This window comes from Roseibium algicola (genome assembly GCF_001999245.1).
Classification (GTDB): domain Bacteria; phylum Pseudomonadota; class Alphaproteobacteria; order Rhizobiales; family Stappiaceae; genus Roseibium; species Roseibium algicola.
The window spans coordinates 4,252,287-4,268,313 of record NZ_CP019630.1; the positions used below are offsets into that span (position 1 = coordinate 4,252,287).

Consider the following 16,027-nt stretch of genomic DNA (forward strand, 5'->3'; position numbering starts at 1 on the left):
AGGAGCCCTTGCACATCTTCGGCCGCCATCGCCGGATCGCTACCATCTTGTGCCTGATCCCGGCGGGTTACTTCCTGCTGACCGCGATCTTTGCGCTGGTGCATTTTGACGATTTCGCCTCAGACCTGCCCAGGCTGCTGCGTTATGTCCTGGGGCCGCTGGCAATTGCCGCGCTGCTGGTTGGCTGCGCCTGGCTGCTGTCGCCCGACAACGCGCTGACGATGGGGATTACAGCCTGCTCGATCCTGGCCGGGATGTTCATGTTCGAGGGGTACATGCGCTGGCATAACCTGCCGCAGCGGATGGGGCTGGCCGGGATCGTCGATGGCGGAACCGATCTGGAGCGCTATGGCGGCGCCATGCCTCCGGCCTATACGATCAAGGCGCTGAATGCCAAGTTGGGGACCGAAACTCTGGCCGAGGCGGTGCTGGCCGGGACGCCCGGAGCCGAGATGCTGCTGTGCAGCCGTATGGGCGTGCCGGTCACGACACGGATCGACAGTTACGGTTTTCGCAATCCGCAGCCGGAAACTGCCGCACCGGTCGATCTGATGATCCTCGGCGATTCCTTTGCCGAGGGGATTTGCCTCGACGATGGCCAGCATTTCGTCGACCAGATGCGTGCGGGCGGGGCTTCGATCCTGAACACTGCCAGCCGGGGCGCAGGCCCCTTGTATGAACTGGCGGTCCTTGGCCGCTATGGCCCGCATTTTCGCCCCCGCATCACCGTTCTGGCCTTTTTCGAGGGGAACGACTGGGAAAACCTGTCCGTTGAAACAGAACAGCCGTGGCTGCACGAGGCCCTGGCGCCGGAGGCTGATTTCGGCCCGATCGAGTTGGATGCGGCGCGGCGCGCGGACGCGGCCCGGATCATTGCCGGCTGGTGGCAGGGCACTGCTGCCACTTTGGAGGAATATCTGAGCCGCCGGGCCTATTTGCGCAATTTCCTCGCCCTTCAGGAAACCGCCAGCATCCTGGGCCTGCACTACCCCAAGGCGGCCAGCGACAACCCGGTTTTCGAGCAGATCCTGCATCGCATGAAGCAGATCGCAGATGGCTGGCAGGGGCGGGTGGTGGTGGTCTATATCCCCGCTCTCGACCAGTTCGGTGGGGTGTTCCCGCATGGCTTTCTCAGCGCTCCGCTACGCGAGAATGTGGCGCGCGCAGCCGAGAGCGCAGGGCTGGGCATGATCGACCTGACCCCGACCTTTCGCGACTATCCCTCGCCGCTGGGCCTTTATGCGCCGGATGCGCATCTGAATGCCGAAGGCGCGGCGCTTGCCGCCGGCACGATCATGGCCGACCCGCTGATGGCAATTCCCTGACACCGCCTTGCCGAGTGGACGCTTGGTGCCGCGATGCCGTCGTTTTCCGCGCCCTGGTTGCCGAACTTTGCACATGGCCGTGCACCATCCCTCCAGCGTCGGAATGCCCTGTTTCTGGCAACGGCGTTGACAGGCAGCCTCATCATGTCTCCCGGGCTGACGACGCCGGCACGGGCACAGAATCTGAATTGGGACGGCGCGGGGGCGACAGCCCAGGGCACTGTCGAAGGCGGGTCAGGACAAGGCGGCCAGGGCTTCTGCGTGCAGTGCGGCGTTGGCCGCGGCGAGAACCTGACCTTCGGAGTGCAGGCCCAGCCTTTCACCTTTCCAGTCGGTAATCACGCCTCCCGCACCCTCGATAACCGGAATGAGGGCCATGTAATCGTAGGGATGCAGATTCATTTCGAACACCAGATCAATGTGGCCTGAAGCCAGCAGTCCGTATCCGTAGCAGTCGCCCCCGAAGCGTCGCATGGCGACCTTGCTTGAGAGTGCCTCGAACTGCGCGCGTCCCTCGGTGTCGAACGTGTCGGGCGTGGTCGTGTAAAGGATCGCGTCGGCCAGTCGGTGCCTGCCACTGGTGCGGCAAGGTCCACCATTGAATGTTGACGGTTCACCGCGCCGCCCCATCCAGCGTTCGCCTGTCGGCGGTATCGAGATGATGCCGAGTTCCGGTGTCCCGTTGAAAAGGCAGGCAATGAGCGTGCCGAAGGTCGGCATCCCGGAAACAAAACTCTTCGTCCCGTCAATCGGGTCGAGCACCCAGAGGTATTGGGCATCCAGACGTGCGTCCTCGTGCTCTTCGCCAAGAATGCCATGGGCCGGGAACTCTTTGAGGATGCTTTCACGCATCGCGGCCTCGATGGCGCGGTCAGCCTGCGTGACCGGGGAAAGGTCGGCCTTTTGTTCCACGTCCAATGGCTTGCGGAAGTAGGTCATCGCCATGGCGTCGGCCACGTTGGCGAGCCCGTCGGCAAAACGCGCCAGCATCTCCGTTTCGGGCGGCGTCGTGGAGCTTTGCATGGGTTTTCCTTGTCTGCGGGGAAGCTGGCAACGATGGTCAGCCGGCAAATTAACTCTAGACAAAATCCACAAAAATGCAAGACTACACAAATATCCCCAGAACCGCGAACAGAGGACGCGGCAATAACAAAGGGTCTCGGGAGGATCCGATCCGGGGCAGGCACTGGCACACGAACACGTGGATCAACAAGGAGAGACGACAATGAAGACCTGGACGAAATTCACCTTGGCTTCGCTGTTTGCCGTCGGCATGACGGCAACAGCCTCTGCCGACGAAATCACCGTCTACACTGCGCTTGAGGAAGAAGAGATCGCGGCCTATGTCGAGGCCGCCCAGAAGGCGATGCCCGATACCGAGATCAATGTGCTGCGCCTGTCCACCGGCAAGCTGGGCGCGCGTCTTCTGGCAGAAGCGGGCAACCCGCAGGCCGACGTGATCTGGGGATGGGCCGTCAGCGCCATGATGGATCCCCAGATCCTGGAGATGCTGGAACCCTACGCAGCCAAGGGCGTCGATGTTCTGCCTGCCTCCTTCCGTGGTGAAGACGGCAAATGGTTTGCTCCGATCGGCTACATGGGCGCGTTTTGCGTGAACACGGCACGGCTTGAGGAAAAGGGCCTGCCAATGCCCAAGAGCTGGAAGGATCTCGAGAACCCGGACTTCAAGGGCGAGATCCTGATGCCGGACCCGAATTCTTCCGGGACCGGATACCTCCACGTCAATGCGGTTCTGCAAACCATGGGTGACGAGGCCGGCTGGGCACAGCTCGAAGCCGTCGATCCGAACATGGCACAATATACTTCATCCGGTTCCAAACCCTGCAAGTCCGCACGCGTTGGCGAATACACCGTTGGTATCTCTCTGGCATTCACCGCGATGCAGTCCATCGAGGAAGGTTATCCTCTGGCAATGGTCTTCCCAGAGGAAGGCGTTGGATATGAACTGGAAGCATCCGGCCTGATGGAAAGCTCCGACAACAAGGATGCGGCAAAAGCCTTCCTCGACTGGACGATGTCTGACGAGGCAATCGGTCTCTACCAGCAGTACAAGGCGCTGATCACGGTTCCGGGTGTCGATGCTTCGCAAGCAGCTGAAAAAGCGGGCCTGCCGGCTGATATTTCGACCGTCCTGGCGAAAATCGATTTCGTCACAGCGGCCAAGAACCAGACGGCCGTGAAGGAAACCTGGAAAGAAAAGCTGGGCCGCTGATCGTGCCCGCGGCAGCTTCGGCTGCCGCCAGAAGCGCGCGGGGCTTTACTGGAGGCCCGCGCACCTTTGACAGGAGACCGATCCGCCGTGTACTTGACCGTCCGTAACGCCACCAAGACCTTCGGGTCCTTCAAAGCGCTCGACAATGTCTCGATCGAGATCGATCGACGGGAATTCGTTTGCCTGCTGGGTCCCTCCGGCTGTGGCAAGACGACACTCCTGCGGCTGATCGCCGGCCTGACGGAGCTGAACAGCGGCGAAATCCTTCTGGAGGGGACGGCGCTTTCGAACCTTCCCGCACGCAAGCGGGGCTTCGGGATCGTGTTCCAGTCCTACTCGCTCTTTCCCAACATGACAGTGGCCGAAAACATCGGTTACGGGCAGAAGATCCGTGGCACGCCGCGGTCGGAGATTTCACGGCGTGTGACGGAACTTCTGGAGCTGGTGAAATTGCCGCAAGTCGCAGGCAAGTTCCCCGGTCAACTGTCCGGCGGACAGCAGCAGCGAATCGCATTGGCCCGGGCAATCGCCGTCGACCCGCGCGTCTTGCTGCTGGACGAACCGCTTTCGGCGCTCGACGCGAAGGTCCGGGCCGAACTGCGAGACGAAATCCGCCATGTTCAGCGTTCGCTCGGGATTCCAACCTTGATGGTGACACATGACCAGGAAGAGGCGCTGGCGCTGGCGGACAAGATCATCTGCATGAACCATGGTGTCGTGGTGCAGGCCGGCACGCCGGAAGACCTCTACCATCGACCGGCGACGCGCTTTGTGGCGGACTTCATGGGGATCAGCAATCTCGTTTCTGCCGCCCCGATCCGGCGTGAATTCCCGGATCTTATGGCAAAGTGGCCGGGGGGAGCGGGGACGGAGCATGTTGCCTGCATTCGCCCGGAACAGATCGGTCTGACCCCGGCGCAGGACGGCAACGCCACGGTGCGCAGCATCAGTTTCCTTGGCAATCTCAGACGGCTTGAGGTCGAGAGCGCGATCGGTCCGCTGGTCGTCGAGACACACGGGTATAATTCCTGTCACGAGGGCGAACGCGTGAACCTGAGCATTCCACCGGAAGCCTGCACCTGGGTGGCTGACGACATCACCCACAAGCCTGCCGAGACCGCCGCATGAGCGGTGTGGAAACGATGACCACGCCTGCGCGCAGGCAACTGGATGCGGACCGGCTGCTGACACTTGTTTGCGTTGGGCTGCCACTGATTGGGCTCGTCCTCTTCTTTCTCTACCCGATGGTGATCGTGTTCCTGCGTTCCCTGACGGTTGACGATGGTTACGGGTTTGCCAACTACACAAGGGTTCTGGGGTCGACGGGGTTCTGGCGTGCGACCGAACATTCCCTGATCATGGGGGCTGCCACCACAGTTCTCAGCGTCTTCCTTGGTTTCATCATCGCGCATGGGCTCTATCGCTGCGCTTTCCGGGGCAAGTGGCTGATCCGCGGCGTGATCGTTCTGCCGCTGCTCGCCCCTTCTCTTGTGCAGGCGCTCGGGCTGATCTTCCTTCTGGGACGCAACGGCGTCATCAGCCGTGCCCTGGGTGTCGAGATCGAAATCTACGGCTTCTGGGGGCTGTTGATCGCCAACACTCTTTATGCCTTGCCGCAGGCGGTGATGATTATCGGCGCGGCGCTGGTCCTGCTGGACGCGCGTGTTTACGAAGCTGCGGAAGTCATGGGCGCTTCGCCGTCACGCCAGTTTCGCGACCTGACCTTGCCCGCGGCGCGCTTCGGGATACTCAACGCGGCTTTCGTCTGCTTCACAATCACGATCACCGATTTCGGCAACGCGGCGGTGATCGGCGGGGACTACTCGGTTCTGGCGACCGAAATCTACTCCCAAGTGGTTGGCCAGCGGAATTTCAACATGGGAGCTGTCGTCGGCATCATGCTGTTGTTGCCGACGGTGGTTTCCTATGCGATCGAGCGTCAGGCAATGAAGCGGCAACAGGTCGGACAGATGGCCGGCCAGGTGCCGTATCGGCCCTCCTTCGCACCCGTGCGCGACCCGGTCATGGCGTTCCTGTCGCTTCTGGTCTGCACCGGCATCGTCGCGGTTATCGGCATTGTCGTCTACGCAAGCTTTGTCACCCTGTGGCCTTACAACATGGCGCTGTCGTTCAAGCACTACGACATCACATTGGCTGGGGGGTATTCCTCGCTCTGGATGACCATCGTGATATCGCTCATGGCGGCGTCGGGAGGCACGCTTGCCGTCTTCCTCCTGTGCCTTGGGCTGCGCCGCCTTCCGCGCAGCGTGGCCCAGCCCATCCAGATGCTGGCCGCCATGCCGGCCGCAGTGCCCGGGATGGTTCTGGGGCTTGCCTATATCCTGACTTTCAATTCAACCGCGACGCCGCTCTACCTTCTCTATGGGACGGCGGCCCTCATCGCGATCATCAACTTCTACCACTACCACACGCAGGGTTTTCTGACGGTGATGACCGGTTTTCGCCAGTTGCCCCGGGCGCTCGAGGAAGCCGCAGACAGTCTTGGAGCTGGAATGGCAAGGACGGCCGTCGATATCATCGCGCCGTTCATTGCCCCAATGCTCGTTTCGGTGTTCTTTTTCCTGTTCATGCGGTCCATGGTAACCCTGTCGGCAGTCGTCTTCCTCACCACGCCTGACCTGAGCGTGGCGGCTGTCACCATCATGCGGCTGGACGATGCCGGTCTGACTTCGCAGGCGGCAGCCTTTTCCACCTGCGTGATGGCAGTCGTGTGTATTGCGCTTTTGAGCATGAAGGGAACGCTGGTGCTGATGGGACGAGGTAACCGGAGCAAGGTGCGGACCTGATGTGGGCGAAAGAACGTCACCGGCTCATCCTCTCCATGCTGAGCGCGAGCCAGCAGGTGAGCGCCAACGATCTTGCGCAGATGCTGAACGTCTCTCGCGAGACGGTGCGCCGCGATTTGCTGGACCTCGAAGAGTCTGGACAGGTCAGCCGCGTCCATGGCGGCGCGGTCTTGCCCGAGCCGCGTTCCGAGGAGCCCTTCCGACAACGGATGACGACGCAGATCCGGGCAAAGTCGGAGATTGCCCGCAAGGCTGCCGGACTGATCCAGCCCGGACAGACGATCCTTGTGGACGCGGGCACCACTACAGCCCTGTTTGCCCGTGAACTGGCCAAGCTGTCGGATCTGTCGGTGATCACCAACTCGATTGATATTGCCACCACGCTGCAAGGGGCGGGCAAGGACGTGCTGCTGCTCGGTGGGCGGATGGCGGCCGACGTCCCTTCGACAGTCGGCGAACTCACCCTGTCTGAAATCCGCCGTTTCCGTGTCGACCTGTGCTTTTCGGCTCCGGTTGGGGTGCATCCGACCAAGGGTGCGTTCTTCTACGACCTTCAGGAAGCCGAAATCTCCAAAGCCATGGCGGCACAGGCGCAGCAGACGGTTATTCTGGCCGACCAGAGCAAGCTTGGAAAAACCAGCAGGGTTCAGGCCTTGGAGGCCGGAGAGATCGGCAGGCTTGTGACAAACAGGGCAGCAACTGAAGAGCAGGTAGCGGCCTTCCGCCAAGCGGCCATAGACGTAATGGCTTGAGAAGCGAAAACCGCTCGATAGACAGGAGCAGATTGCACAACGCGGTACAGATTTTCTGCACTCGCGCCTGGTGGGGTAAACTGAAACGTCTGTTCAATGTCGTCTTTGTTCAGCTGTGGTGGAGGGAACGGCCATCGCGACATGGGGGATCGGTACCCGCATCACGTTGCCGCTCCGCCCCATTCATCCCAAGCCTGCGTTTCTCCCGACCTGATATAGACAGCCCATGGTTTGAGCTTGCCGGCTCCAGCCATTTTCAGGCCTCAAGGAAGGGTGCGGAAGGTCCCAAATGGATCAGCCGGGCCGGACAACGGGCAATGTTCCGTGCCGGTTTGCGGGCCCTCGACGCTTGCGACATGATACAATTGATACAAACGGCAAGGCCAAACTGAAAAGAAGCTTACGTAGAAATGAGGTCCGGCCTGCCGCCCTTGCCGAGGCGTTGATACAAAGTGAGATCCAATGTTGCTTCAAGACGGAGCGAGTGCTTCTGAAAGTGAAGCCGATAGAAACCGGATCCAGCTGCTCATGGAAGAAGCTGTCGAGGCGCTGAGCGATGGCTTCGTTCTCTACGACAGTGATAGAAGGCTCGTTTTCGCAAACAAACGCTATGCGGAGATGCTGGGTCCACACAAGAATCTGCTTGTTCCCGGCGCGCGGCTTGACGACATCGTCGGCAGTGCTGTCGGCAGCGGGCACATTTCATTCGTTCGCAGCCCTGAAGGCGGTTTGCCCGGTGTCCTGGAAACCCTGGCAGGCAGGGGAAAACTGAAGATCGAGATCAAGGTTGCGGATGGCAGCCAGCACAAGATCTATCTCAAGCATCTGAAAGACGGCAGCATTGTCGTGAAGGTTCGCGACATCACGGAACAGCGGACCGCAGAGGCGCGTGCAAGAGAGATCCTTTACGGCGCGGTTGATGCCGTCGACGTTGGTATCGCGCTCGTCGATGATGATGACCGGCTGGTGTTTGCCAACAAGAAGTTTCGGGAGATAGGCGACCCGGACGGCAGGCTTTTCGTTCCTGGCCGTGCGATGCGCGACATCCACGCCGAGGCCATAGCATGCGGCCTGATCCCGCTTTCTGGGGGCATGAAACCCGCCGAAATGCTCGATGAGCTGGATCGGCTTATACGCCTTGCCATCAAGGGGTATCCGATACCCAACAATCAGAACAGGGAACTGGTCGGCAGTGCCTACGAGACAAATCTGAAAGGACGGCTGCTCACGATTGAAGACGTCACGGATCGCGTCAGGGCGGAGCGGCGCTTTACGACCGCGGTTGAACGGTTGCCGGTTGGTATCGCCTTTGAAGGGCCGGACGGGCAGTTCACGCATTGCAATGATGCGTTTGCAGCGCCCTTTCACCTGACCGCGGCCGAAATTCTAAAGCTGTCGGATATTGAGCGGATCAACTTGCTGGCACCGCAGATATCGATGGTTGCCGGTCAGGAAGTAGGTGACCGCGCGGCTGAGCTCTTCACCGCTGCGGTGAAGCAGCAGCGCGAGACGCTGGAACCCATGGAGGTTCGCTTCTGGGATGGCCGGCACTACCGTGTCGAGCGAGCCATCTCCGAACACAACAGCCGCGTTGTCGTGGTCACCGACATCACCGCCTTGAAAGAAACCGAGGCCAGAAGCCTGGCCACCCTGAATGATGCCATTCAATCTCTCGATGAGGGGTTGGTGCTCTTCGACAAGAGCCTCAATTTCGTGCTCGGAAACCGGCTCTGGTACGAAATGTACTTCAGTGAACTGGCGCCGCCCGTTGCCGGGGAGAACATTCTCACCATCCTGGGCCGGTTGATCGACAACGGCATCGTTCTTGTTCCCGAGGGCGAAGACAAGACGTCCTATATGTGCGAGCTGACGCTTCTGGTGAAATCCTACCAGAAGAAGCAGGCCATCCATCTTGCCGGTGGACGTATTCTGCTGGCGTCAGCCCACAGAACCGAACTGGACGGGTACCTCGTCTCCTTTATCGACGTGACCGAGCAGCGACGTGCCGAGGAAGAGCAGCGCGAGGCAGATCTGCTTCTGCACAAGATCGTCGAGGCCTGCCCGGCAAACTTTCTCGTCTCTCGCATCGAAGATGGAAAAATCATCTACTGCCCGCCCGCTTCACGGGAGCGGTTTGGCGATATCGACACGACCCTCAATTTCTTCTTGAAGCCGGAGGATCGGGAGCGGTATCTGGAAGCGCTCTTGCCGACGGGAACTCTTGATGATTACCGGGTTCAGTTCCGCAGGGCCGACGGCTCAATCATGGAAGGCATCACCGCCGCCCGCGTGACCGACTACAAGGGCGAGAATGTCATCGTGTCCTCCACAAGGGACATTTCGGACCTTCTGGCCATGCAGGAGGAATTGCAGAAACAGCGTGACATTGCCCACCAGAACGAAAAACTGTCCGCCCTGGGTGAGCTGCTTGCCGGTGTCGCGCACGAACTCAACAATCCCCTTTCCATCGTTACCGGTTACGCCCAGATGCTTCAGGGAAAGCTCAAGGACCCGGTTCTGGAAAAGCGCATCGACCGCATCGCGGAGGCTGCCGACAGAAGCGCGCGGATCGTCAGGGCTTTCCTGTCCATGGCGCGCCAGCGACCGGCAAATCTGGAACCTTGTACGCTGAACGAAATCGCCTCGGTTGCCCTGGATCTTGCCGGCTACGGGCTGCGCTCCAACGGAGCCAGGATTGAGACGGAGTTTGATGAGGATCTTCCGTCAATCCTCGGCGATACGGACCAGCTGGTCCAGGTCGTTACGAACCTCATTATCAATGCGGAACACGCCCTTTCGCCGCTTGGCGAAGACGCGGTGCTTGTGCTGCGGACGTTCCACGACGGAAGAGACGGCCAGGCAGTCCTTGAAGTCCGGGACAATGGTCCGGGGATGACGAAGGAAATCAGGGACCGCATCTTCGAGCCGTTTTTCACGACAAAAGACGTGGGTGAGGGGACGGGTGTCGGCCTGGCATTCTGTCACCGGGTTGTCGACACCCATGAAGGCACTCTCGAAGTCAGTTCATCCGTTGGCAAGGGGACAAGTTTCTTCGTGCGGCTGCCCGCAATGGAAACAGAGGCTTCAACTGACACCTCGCAGGCCCAGCCAGGCGGAACGCATCATCGCAAACGGGTGTTGGTCGTTGATGACGATGTCGCGGTCAGCGAGCTCGTTTGTGACCTGCTGGCAGATCTCGGATGCCAGGCAATACAGGAAACCAGCGCACGCAAGGCTCTTGCGCGCCTGTCTCACACATCTGTCGATCTGATTATCAGCGACTACAAGATGCCGGGCATGGACGGTGCCGCATTTTACAACAGCCTGATCGGGTTATCGCCCGGTTACAAGGATCGTATCGCCTTCATGACGGGCGATGCCATGGGGAAGTCCGTTCAGACATTTCTGCTGGAAAGCGAGCGCCCCTACATTGAAAAGCCCATTTCCAAGAAGGATCTGGCTTGTTTGTTAAATCAACTGGACAGCAGGAAAAACACATCATGAGCGGGGCTCCGGGTGCGAAGCAAATTTTGGTCTGTGACGACGAACCTCATCTTCGCGAAATGGTTGCCGAGTATCTCGCCGAGCGCGGCTATGACGTTGTTGAGGCGCCGAACGCCAACGACATGAAACGGCTTCTGGAGAGCCTGGAACCGGCGCTGATCATTCTGGACGTGAACATGCCTGGTACGGATGGTCTGACCGCGTTGCGTGACCTTCGAACCACCTCGACCGTGCCGGTGATCATGTTGACCGCAGCAAGTGATGTGATCGACCGCGTGGTGGGGCTGGAAATGGGAGCCGACGATTATGTCGGCAAACCTGTCGACCTGCGCGAACTGGAGGCCCGGATCAAAGCCGCACTGAGGCGCAGAAGTTTTGACGAGACAAGTGCGCAGCAGAAGGATCGGCAAGCAGGCACAGTTCCCTTTGGCACTTGCCGTCTGGATCTGGACGGGGCGAGGCTGATCGGTGGCGACGGTCAGGAAATTGCGATTACGTCCATGGAGTATCAGCTGCTCAGGGTGTTCGTTGAGAACCGTGGACGCGTTCTCAACCGCGACCAGTTGCTGGAGCAGGCGCATGACAAGGGCTGGGAACCTTTCGATCGTTCGATCGATCTGCGTATTTCAAGGCTGCGCCGCAAGATTGAACTCAATCCCACAAAACCCGAGACCATCAGAACGGTCCGAGGGTTGGGCTACGTCTTCGATTAAATGCTCTTCCCGGCGACCCGGGAAACCCCTTAAGCTGTGATGCCTGCCGCAAATTCCAGTTCGTCAGAGCCGGAATTTGCGTCCTGTTGGTCAGCATCCCGGCTTTTTGGCGCATCAATCCAGCCCCAGATCCGCGCTGTCTCCTTGTGAACGGTAACAATTGTACCTTTGGTGTGTGCAAGGGCGGGGTTTTTGATACCGGGCGGACATGGGAAAAAGCTTTCCCCGGCGCGTGATGCGGCTTTCCAAGTTTTTTCAAAAGATGTTTTTCTTCAGTCGTTTACACTGGTCTTGTCTGGGGTTTTGTCGCCCAGCTCAATGCCCGTTCAGACCTCGCATTTGAAACAATGTGTCGGATATTTCTGTGGGGCGAACGCCCGGATACAATTGAAACACCCGGTGAAACGGGGCTGAAAAGAAAGGTTCCCATCTTTGGTGTGTCGGCAAGGTCGCCGACGCCAAAACCAAATGGAGAACTACTATGATGAAAACCACTTCTTTCGCACTGGCTGCTGTCATGTCCACGTTCCTGATCCAGGCAACGCCTGCTTCCGCTGGCCAGAGCTGCTGGGGACTTGAAGGTCAGGCGCTTCAGGATTGCATCGACAATCTTGTCGACGAACTTGGCAAGATCGGTCACGAAAGCAATTCCGAAACGCAGACCGTGAAGATCAAGAAATCTTCCCGTCAGAAATCTCGTTGAGGCCTAACCTCGACCGGAACTGACAACCAGAAACCCTCGGCGTGAACAATACGCCATAAGGGTCACCTCTCCTGCGGTGCAATTCGACTGGCATTGATGTGTTTTGGCTTGCTTGCCAGGGTATACCCATCAATCCGTTGAATTGCCCGCAGACAGGTTTTCAAGAAGAAGACATCTGAAACGGCCGGTTGGCCCCTTCAGGCAAGCTCTCTTCTCCAGGCGTTTTGAAATTTCTACGCCTTTTTTGAATGCCTGCTTTTACCACCTAGCCCAAACTGTCGAGCAACCGATTTCTAGGCACGGCGCTGACTGACTTGTTCGGTTTTCGGTCCGGCTCATTGCAGGAAACGGAGGTGCTCGATGAACCAAGAATTGGTCAGCCCTTCTGATTACTGCTCTGCTGGTGTTGCAATAAAGGGCTTCTGTCTGTCCAACAACAACGGTCTTACTCAAAGCCTAGGAACCGGTATCGCTATCTGGTGAGGCGGTGTGAGGTTGGGTACTAGTATCAACGAAAGTTAGACGTCAGAGTTGAACTTATGCTCGCATTGACGTTGATGCCGAAAATGGAGAAGCAATTGTCTCGCACTGCGGTACCGCCATACGGCGGGATTTCAGACTGGAGCACACTGCGCGAGGTGGCAGCGCAAGGATACTCTGATGCAATTCTTTGCCTTGCCAGCATAGAGATTGTTGAGCGCTCCAACCGTGATAGCGTCTTGGGCCCACTAAACGAAAATGAAGCTACCAAGGCGGCGCGTTTGATGGTTGATGCTACCCTTTTTCGGGTCCAAATCTTTATAGTTCGCGCGTTTGCCCTGCACTGAGACCCAATCTTGGATCGCCGGAGGTTGGAGTTTTCCGGCTTCTTCACGGTGATGGGCTGGGGATGCCACCGTGATTATGCAGTGCAATCGGGACGTTGTACCCGATCGCCGAATGAGGACGATCCTCATTGTAGTGTCTACGCCAATCCTCCATCTTTTCACGGGCATCTGCAAGCGTCAGAAACCAATGCATGTTCAAACATTCCGCCCGAAACTTGCTGTTGAAGGCTTCGATGAAGCCATTATCGGTTGGCTTTCCGGGCCGTGAGAAGTCGAGCGTGACGTCATTTGCATAGGCCCACAGGTCAAGATCTCGGGAGATGAATTCGCTGCCGTTGTCCACCCGGATTGTCTTCGGATAGCCAATCAGGCCGCACACCTGTTCCAGGGTCTGCACCACATCCTGGCCGCGATAGGCAAAGCGTGGATCGGTCGCCGGACAGAGCCGTGAATGGGTATCGACGATGGTCAGGATGCGCAGCTTCTTGCCTGTCGCCAACTGGTCGTGGACAAAATCCATTGCCCAGACATCGTTTGGCTCGACGGCCTCCTGGCGATCCTCCCGAAGCTTCGCTTTCACCCTTCGCTTGGGGTGCTTGTTCCTGAGCTGAAGGCCCAACTCATTGTAAATTCTGCGTGTCTTCTTCATGTTGATCAGCCAGCCCTCGCGGCGAAGCAACACATGAACGCGCCGGTAGCCGTAGCGAACCCGCGTCTCGCAGATCTCCTTGATCCGTAGTTCGAGGCCGGCCTGCCCAGTGCGGCGGGATTTGTAGTGGTAGGTCGAAGTGTCGAACTTCAGCGCCTTGCAGGCCCGTCTGATCGATATCCCCCAGTCTGCCAACATCCCGTCAACAAGCTTGCGCTTTCGGACAGGCCTCAGAGCTTTCGCCGAATAACGTCCTGAAGCATCTCGCGGTCCAATGTCAGGTCCGCCACGATCTTCTTGAGCCGATTGTTCTCGTCCTCGAGTTGCTTCAACCGACGCATCTCGTCAGGCAACAGACCCGCATACTTCTTTTTCCAGTTGAAATACGTCGCCTGGCTGATCCCGGCCTTCCGGCAGATCTCTGCAACCGGAACGCCATCGTCGCCCTGCTTCAGAATGAACGCCTTCTGTGCGTCCGAAAACTTCGATGCCTTCATCGCTTCCGCTCCTTCTCCCAGCCGGGATCCTAGCGCGGAAAACTCCAGTCAAAAACGATCCAATTTTCTGGGATCAGAGCAGCCCCAGTTCGGTACCCAGACGATCTTCATCTTAGAGCGGCAATAGAATTTTTAAAATATGACAACAGAGTCACTGAGGAACAGCAGATTGAACGCCGTTCTAACCTTGAAATGGCAATAGCGCTTTTCGATGCTGCGGCTGTAGATCAACGCCTTGAGCCACTAAAACACATGCGGGACAAGATGCTGGCACATTGGGCGCGGCCAAACGAAAGCATCCCCAAGCCCCGGTATGTTGACTTGTTTAGTTTTGCTAAAATGACTTGCTCCATTTGGGAAGAACTCTCATTTGGTGCGGGAACAGTCATGATCGAACTTGATAATCAAATTGACGCTTACCGTGAGGCGGCTGACGACTTTTGGTCTATTTGGGAAAAGAAGTAGGGGGCTTAGGCTAACTACCAATAATTGATTCTGATATTTTCTACAGCTAGATGGCGAGAAGCCACCCGAAGGGGCCAAGACATGGCTTGGGCCCCTCCTGTTCTGTGACGGCAGGGTTATGCAGGGACGGACGGGTATTTCATGCCCGCGACTTCCTGCATCAGGCGGATCACCTGTGTGCTGTAGCCCGCCTCGTTGTCATACCAGACGTAAAGGACCAGCCGGTCGCCGTCGACGATGGTTGCCTGGCTGTCGACCACACCGGCATGGGTGGAGCCGACGAGATCGGAGGAAACCAGTTCGGTCGAGGCCGTGTAGTCGATCTGGTCCTGCATCGGCGACTGCACCGAAATCCCGCGCAGGTAATTGTTCATTTCCTCGGCCGTCGTCTCGCGCTTGAGGTTCAGGTTGAGGATGGCCATGGAGACGTTGGGGATCGGCACCCGCACCGCGTTGCCGGTCAGCTTGCCCTTCATTTCCGGCAGGCACTTTGCGACCGCGCTGGCAGCGCCCGTGCTCGTCAACACCATGTTCAGGGGCGCGGACCGGCCACGGCGATCCCCGCTGTGGTAGTTGTCGATCAGGTTCTGGTCGTTGGTGAAGGCGTGGATGGTTTCCACGTGGCCGTTCTGGATCCCGAACTCGTCGTTGATCACCTTCAGCACCGGCGTGATGGCGTTGGTGGTGCAGGAGGCCGCGCTCAGGATCCTGTCGTCTGCCGAGATGTCGCCATGGTTCACGCCATAGACGATATTCTTGATGCTGCCCTTGCCCGGTGCGGTCAGGATCACCTTCGCTGCGCCCGGGCACTTCAGGTGCTGGCCAAGACCATCCTCGTCGCGCCAGATGCCGGTGTTGTCGACCACCAGTGCATTGCGGATGCCGTATTTGGTGTAATCGACCTCGGCAGGAGAGTTGGCGTAGATCACCTGGATGTAGTTGCCGTTGGCGATGATCGCATTCTGCTCTTCGTCAACGGTGATGGATCCGCTGAAAGCGCCGTGGACGGAGTCCCGTCGCAGCAGGCTGGAGCGTTTCTTCAGGTCGCCGGCCTTGCCGCCGCGCACGACAATCGCGCGCAGGCGCATCTTGTTGCCGGCACCGACGCGTTCGATCAGCATGCGGGCAAGAAGGCGTCCAATACGCCCGAAGCCGTAGAGAACGACATCCTGCGGTTCCTGCAGGATGGATGTCTTGCCGGTGTTGATGCTGGCCAGCTGCTTCTCGAGGAAGCTCTTAACGTCACCGCCTTCTTCCATGTAGCCGTGGCACAGCTTGCCGAGGTCGACGCGTGAAGCGGCCAGGTCCATCTCCAGCATTGCCTTGACGATTTCGAGGCTCTTGGTGACGTCCAGTTCCTGTCCGGTGATCTGCAGGGCATAGCGGTGTGCCTTGAGGATCTCGATGGCGGAGTTGTTCAGAAGACGCCGGCCAAAAATCCGGATGTTGATGCCGTAGTCACGGTAGAGATGCCCAACCAGCGGGATCATCTGCTCGGCAGCGGACTGTTGTTCCTTCCAGTTGTCGAAGTGGTTATCCATGGCCGCCATAC

General features: G+C 58.6%; 13 protein-coding genes. 10 read left to right on the top strand and 3 right to left on the bottom strand.

What is annotated here, in order from left to right; all coding sequences use genetic code 11:
* The first annotated feature begins 8 nt into the window (after window positions 1-8).
* Window positions 9-1,325, top strand: a complete 1,317-nt coding sequence (locus B0E33_RS19600; protein ID WP_077292147.1) for an SGNH/GDSL hydrolase family protein — start codon at window positions 9-11, stop codon at window positions 1,323-1,325.
* 234 nt (window positions 1,326-1,559) lie between these two features.
* On the opposite strand, the gene hisN is transcribed toward B0E33_RS19600, so the two are convergent.
* On the bottom strand, window positions 1,560-2,348 hold the full coding sequence (gene hisN / locus B0E33_RS19605; protein ID WP_077292148.1) for a histidinol-phosphatase: 789 nt from the start codon (window positions 2,346-2,348) through the stop codon (window positions 1,560-1,562).
* Between the two features lie 202 nt (window positions 2,349-2,550).
* On the opposite strand from hisN, the gene B0E33_RS19610 reads away from it, so the two are divergent.
* The 8 genes from B0E33_RS19610 to B0E33_RS19645 all read left to right on the top strand — a co-directional run bounded on the left by B0E33_RS19610 (window position 2,551) and on the right by B0E33_RS19645 (window position 12,864).
* Window positions 2,551-3,558, top strand: coding sequence for an ABC transporter substrate-binding protein (locus B0E33_RS19610; protein ID WP_077292149.1), 1,008 nt, complete (start codon window positions 2,551-2,553; stop codon window positions 3,556-3,558).
* Between the two features lie 87 nt (window positions 3,559-3,645).
* Window positions 3,646-4,686 (top strand): ABC transporter ATP-binding protein, encoded by a 1,041-nt coding sequence (locus B0E33_RS19615; protein ID WP_077292150.1) that lies wholly within the window; start codon window positions 3,646-3,648, stop codon window positions 4,684-4,686.
* A complete protein-coding gene (locus B0E33_RS19620; RefSeq protein WP_077292151.1) occupies window positions 4,683-6,365 on the top strand; it encodes an ABC transporter permease subunit in 1,683 nt (560 codons plus the stop codon). Before B0E33_RS19615 ends, B0E33_RS19620 begins: the two co-directional genes overlap by 4 nt.
* Window positions 6,365-7,117: a DeoR/GlpR family DNA-binding transcription regulator gene (locus B0E33_RS19625; protein WP_077292152.1), complete on the top strand. Its 753-nt coding sequence runs from the start codon at window positions 6,365-6,367 to the stop codon at window positions 7,115-7,117. Before B0E33_RS19620 ends, B0E33_RS19625 begins: the two co-directional genes overlap by 1 nt.
* Window positions 7,118-7,579: 462 nt before the next feature.
* A complete protein-coding gene (locus B0E33_RS19630) occupies window positions 7,580-10,621 on the top strand; it encodes a hybrid sensor histidine kinase/response regulator (protein WP_156912445.1) in 3,042 nt (1,013 codons plus the stop codon).
* Entirely contained in the window at window positions 10,618-11,334 is a 717-nt protein-coding gene (locus B0E33_RS19635) for a response regulator (RefSeq protein ID WP_062487705.1), read from the top strand. Before B0E33_RS19630 ends, B0E33_RS19635 begins: the two co-directional genes overlap by 4 nt.
* 481 nt (window positions 11,335-11,815) lie before the next feature.
* Window positions 11,816-12,037 carry a hypothetical protein gene (locus B0E33_RS19640; protein ID WP_022998035.1) on the top strand — a complete coding sequence of 74 codons (222 nt, stop codon included), beginning with the start codon at window positions 11,816-11,818 and terminating at the stop codon, window positions 12,035-12,037.
* Between the two features lie 539 nt (window positions 12,038-12,576).
* Window positions 12,577-12,864 (top strand): hypothetical protein, encoded by a 288-nt coding sequence (locus tag B0E33_RS19645; protein WP_077292153.1) that lies wholly within the window; start codon window positions 12,577-12,579, stop codon window positions 12,862-12,864.
* Window positions 12,865-12,907: 43 nt separating this feature from the next.
* On the opposite strand, the gene B0E33_RS19650 is transcribed toward B0E33_RS19645, so the two are convergent.
* A protein-coding gene (locus B0E33_RS19650) for an IS3 family transposase (protein WP_156912411.1) occupies window positions 12,908-14,010 on the bottom strand; the annotation gives its coding sequence in 2 pieces (ribosomal slippage) (window positions 12,908-13,749 and window positions 13,749-14,010; 1,104 coding nt in all).
* A 123-nt stretch (window positions 14,011-14,133) separates the two neighbouring features.
* Between B0E33_RS19650 and B0E33_RS19655 the strand changes: the two genes are divergently transcribed.
* The gene (locus B0E33_RS19655; protein WP_265733575.1) at window positions 14,134-14,475 is read left to right on the top strand and encodes an AbiU2 domain-containing protein; all 342 of its coding nucleotides are present in this window, start codon (window positions 14,134-14,136) and stop codon (window positions 14,473-14,475) included.
* Window positions 14,476-14,591: 116 nt separating this feature from the next.
* Here the strand turns inward: B0E33_RS19655 and B0E33_RS19660 are convergent, their stop codons facing one another.
* Window positions 14,592-16,025 (bottom strand): glyceraldehyde-3-phosphate dehydrogenase, encoded by a 1,434-nt coding sequence (locus B0E33_RS19660; protein WP_077292155.1) that lies wholly within the window; start codon window positions 16,023-16,025, stop codon window positions 14,592-14,594.
* Between the last annotated feature and the right edge of the window lie 2 nt (window positions 16,026-16,027).

Bases quoted from the DNA above. Each gene is read 5' to 3' on its own strand.
- B0E33_RS19625 (WP_077292152.1), top strand. From the start codon at position 6,365: ATGTGGGCGAAAGAACGTCACCGGCTCATCCTCTCCATGCTGAGCGCG.
- B0E33_RS19630 (WP_156912445.1), top strand. From the start codon at position 7,580: ATGTTGCTTCAAGACGGAGCGAGTGCTTCTGAAAGTGAAGCCGATAGA.
- B0E33_RS19610 (WP_077292149.1), top strand. From the start codon at position 2,551: ATGAAGACCTGGACGAAATTCACCTTGGCTTCGCTGTTTGCCGTCGGC.
- hisN (WP_077292148.1), bottom strand. From the start codon at position 2,348: ATGCAAAGCTCCACGACGCCGCCCGAAACGGAGATGCTGGCGCGTTTT.
- B0E33_RS19640 (WP_022998035.1), top strand. From the start codon at position 11,816: ATGATGAAAACCACTTCTTTCGCACTGGCTGCTGTCATGTCCACGTTC.
- B0E33_RS19660 (WP_077292155.1), bottom strand. From the start codon at position 16,025: ATGGCGGCCATGGATAACCACTTCGACAACTGGAAGGAACAACAGTCC.
- B0E33_RS19620 (WP_077292151.1), top strand. From the start codon at position 4,683: ATGAGCGGTGTGGAAACGATGACCACGCCTGCGCGCAGGCAACTGGAT.
- B0E33_RS19645 (WP_077292153.1), top strand. From the start codon at position 12,577: ATGCTCGCATTGACGTTGATGCCGAAAATGGAGAAGCAATTGTCTCGC.
- B0E33_RS19635 (WP_062487705.1), top strand. From the start codon at position 10,618: ATGAGCGGGGCTCCGGGTGCGAAGCAAATTTTGGTCTGTGACGACGAA.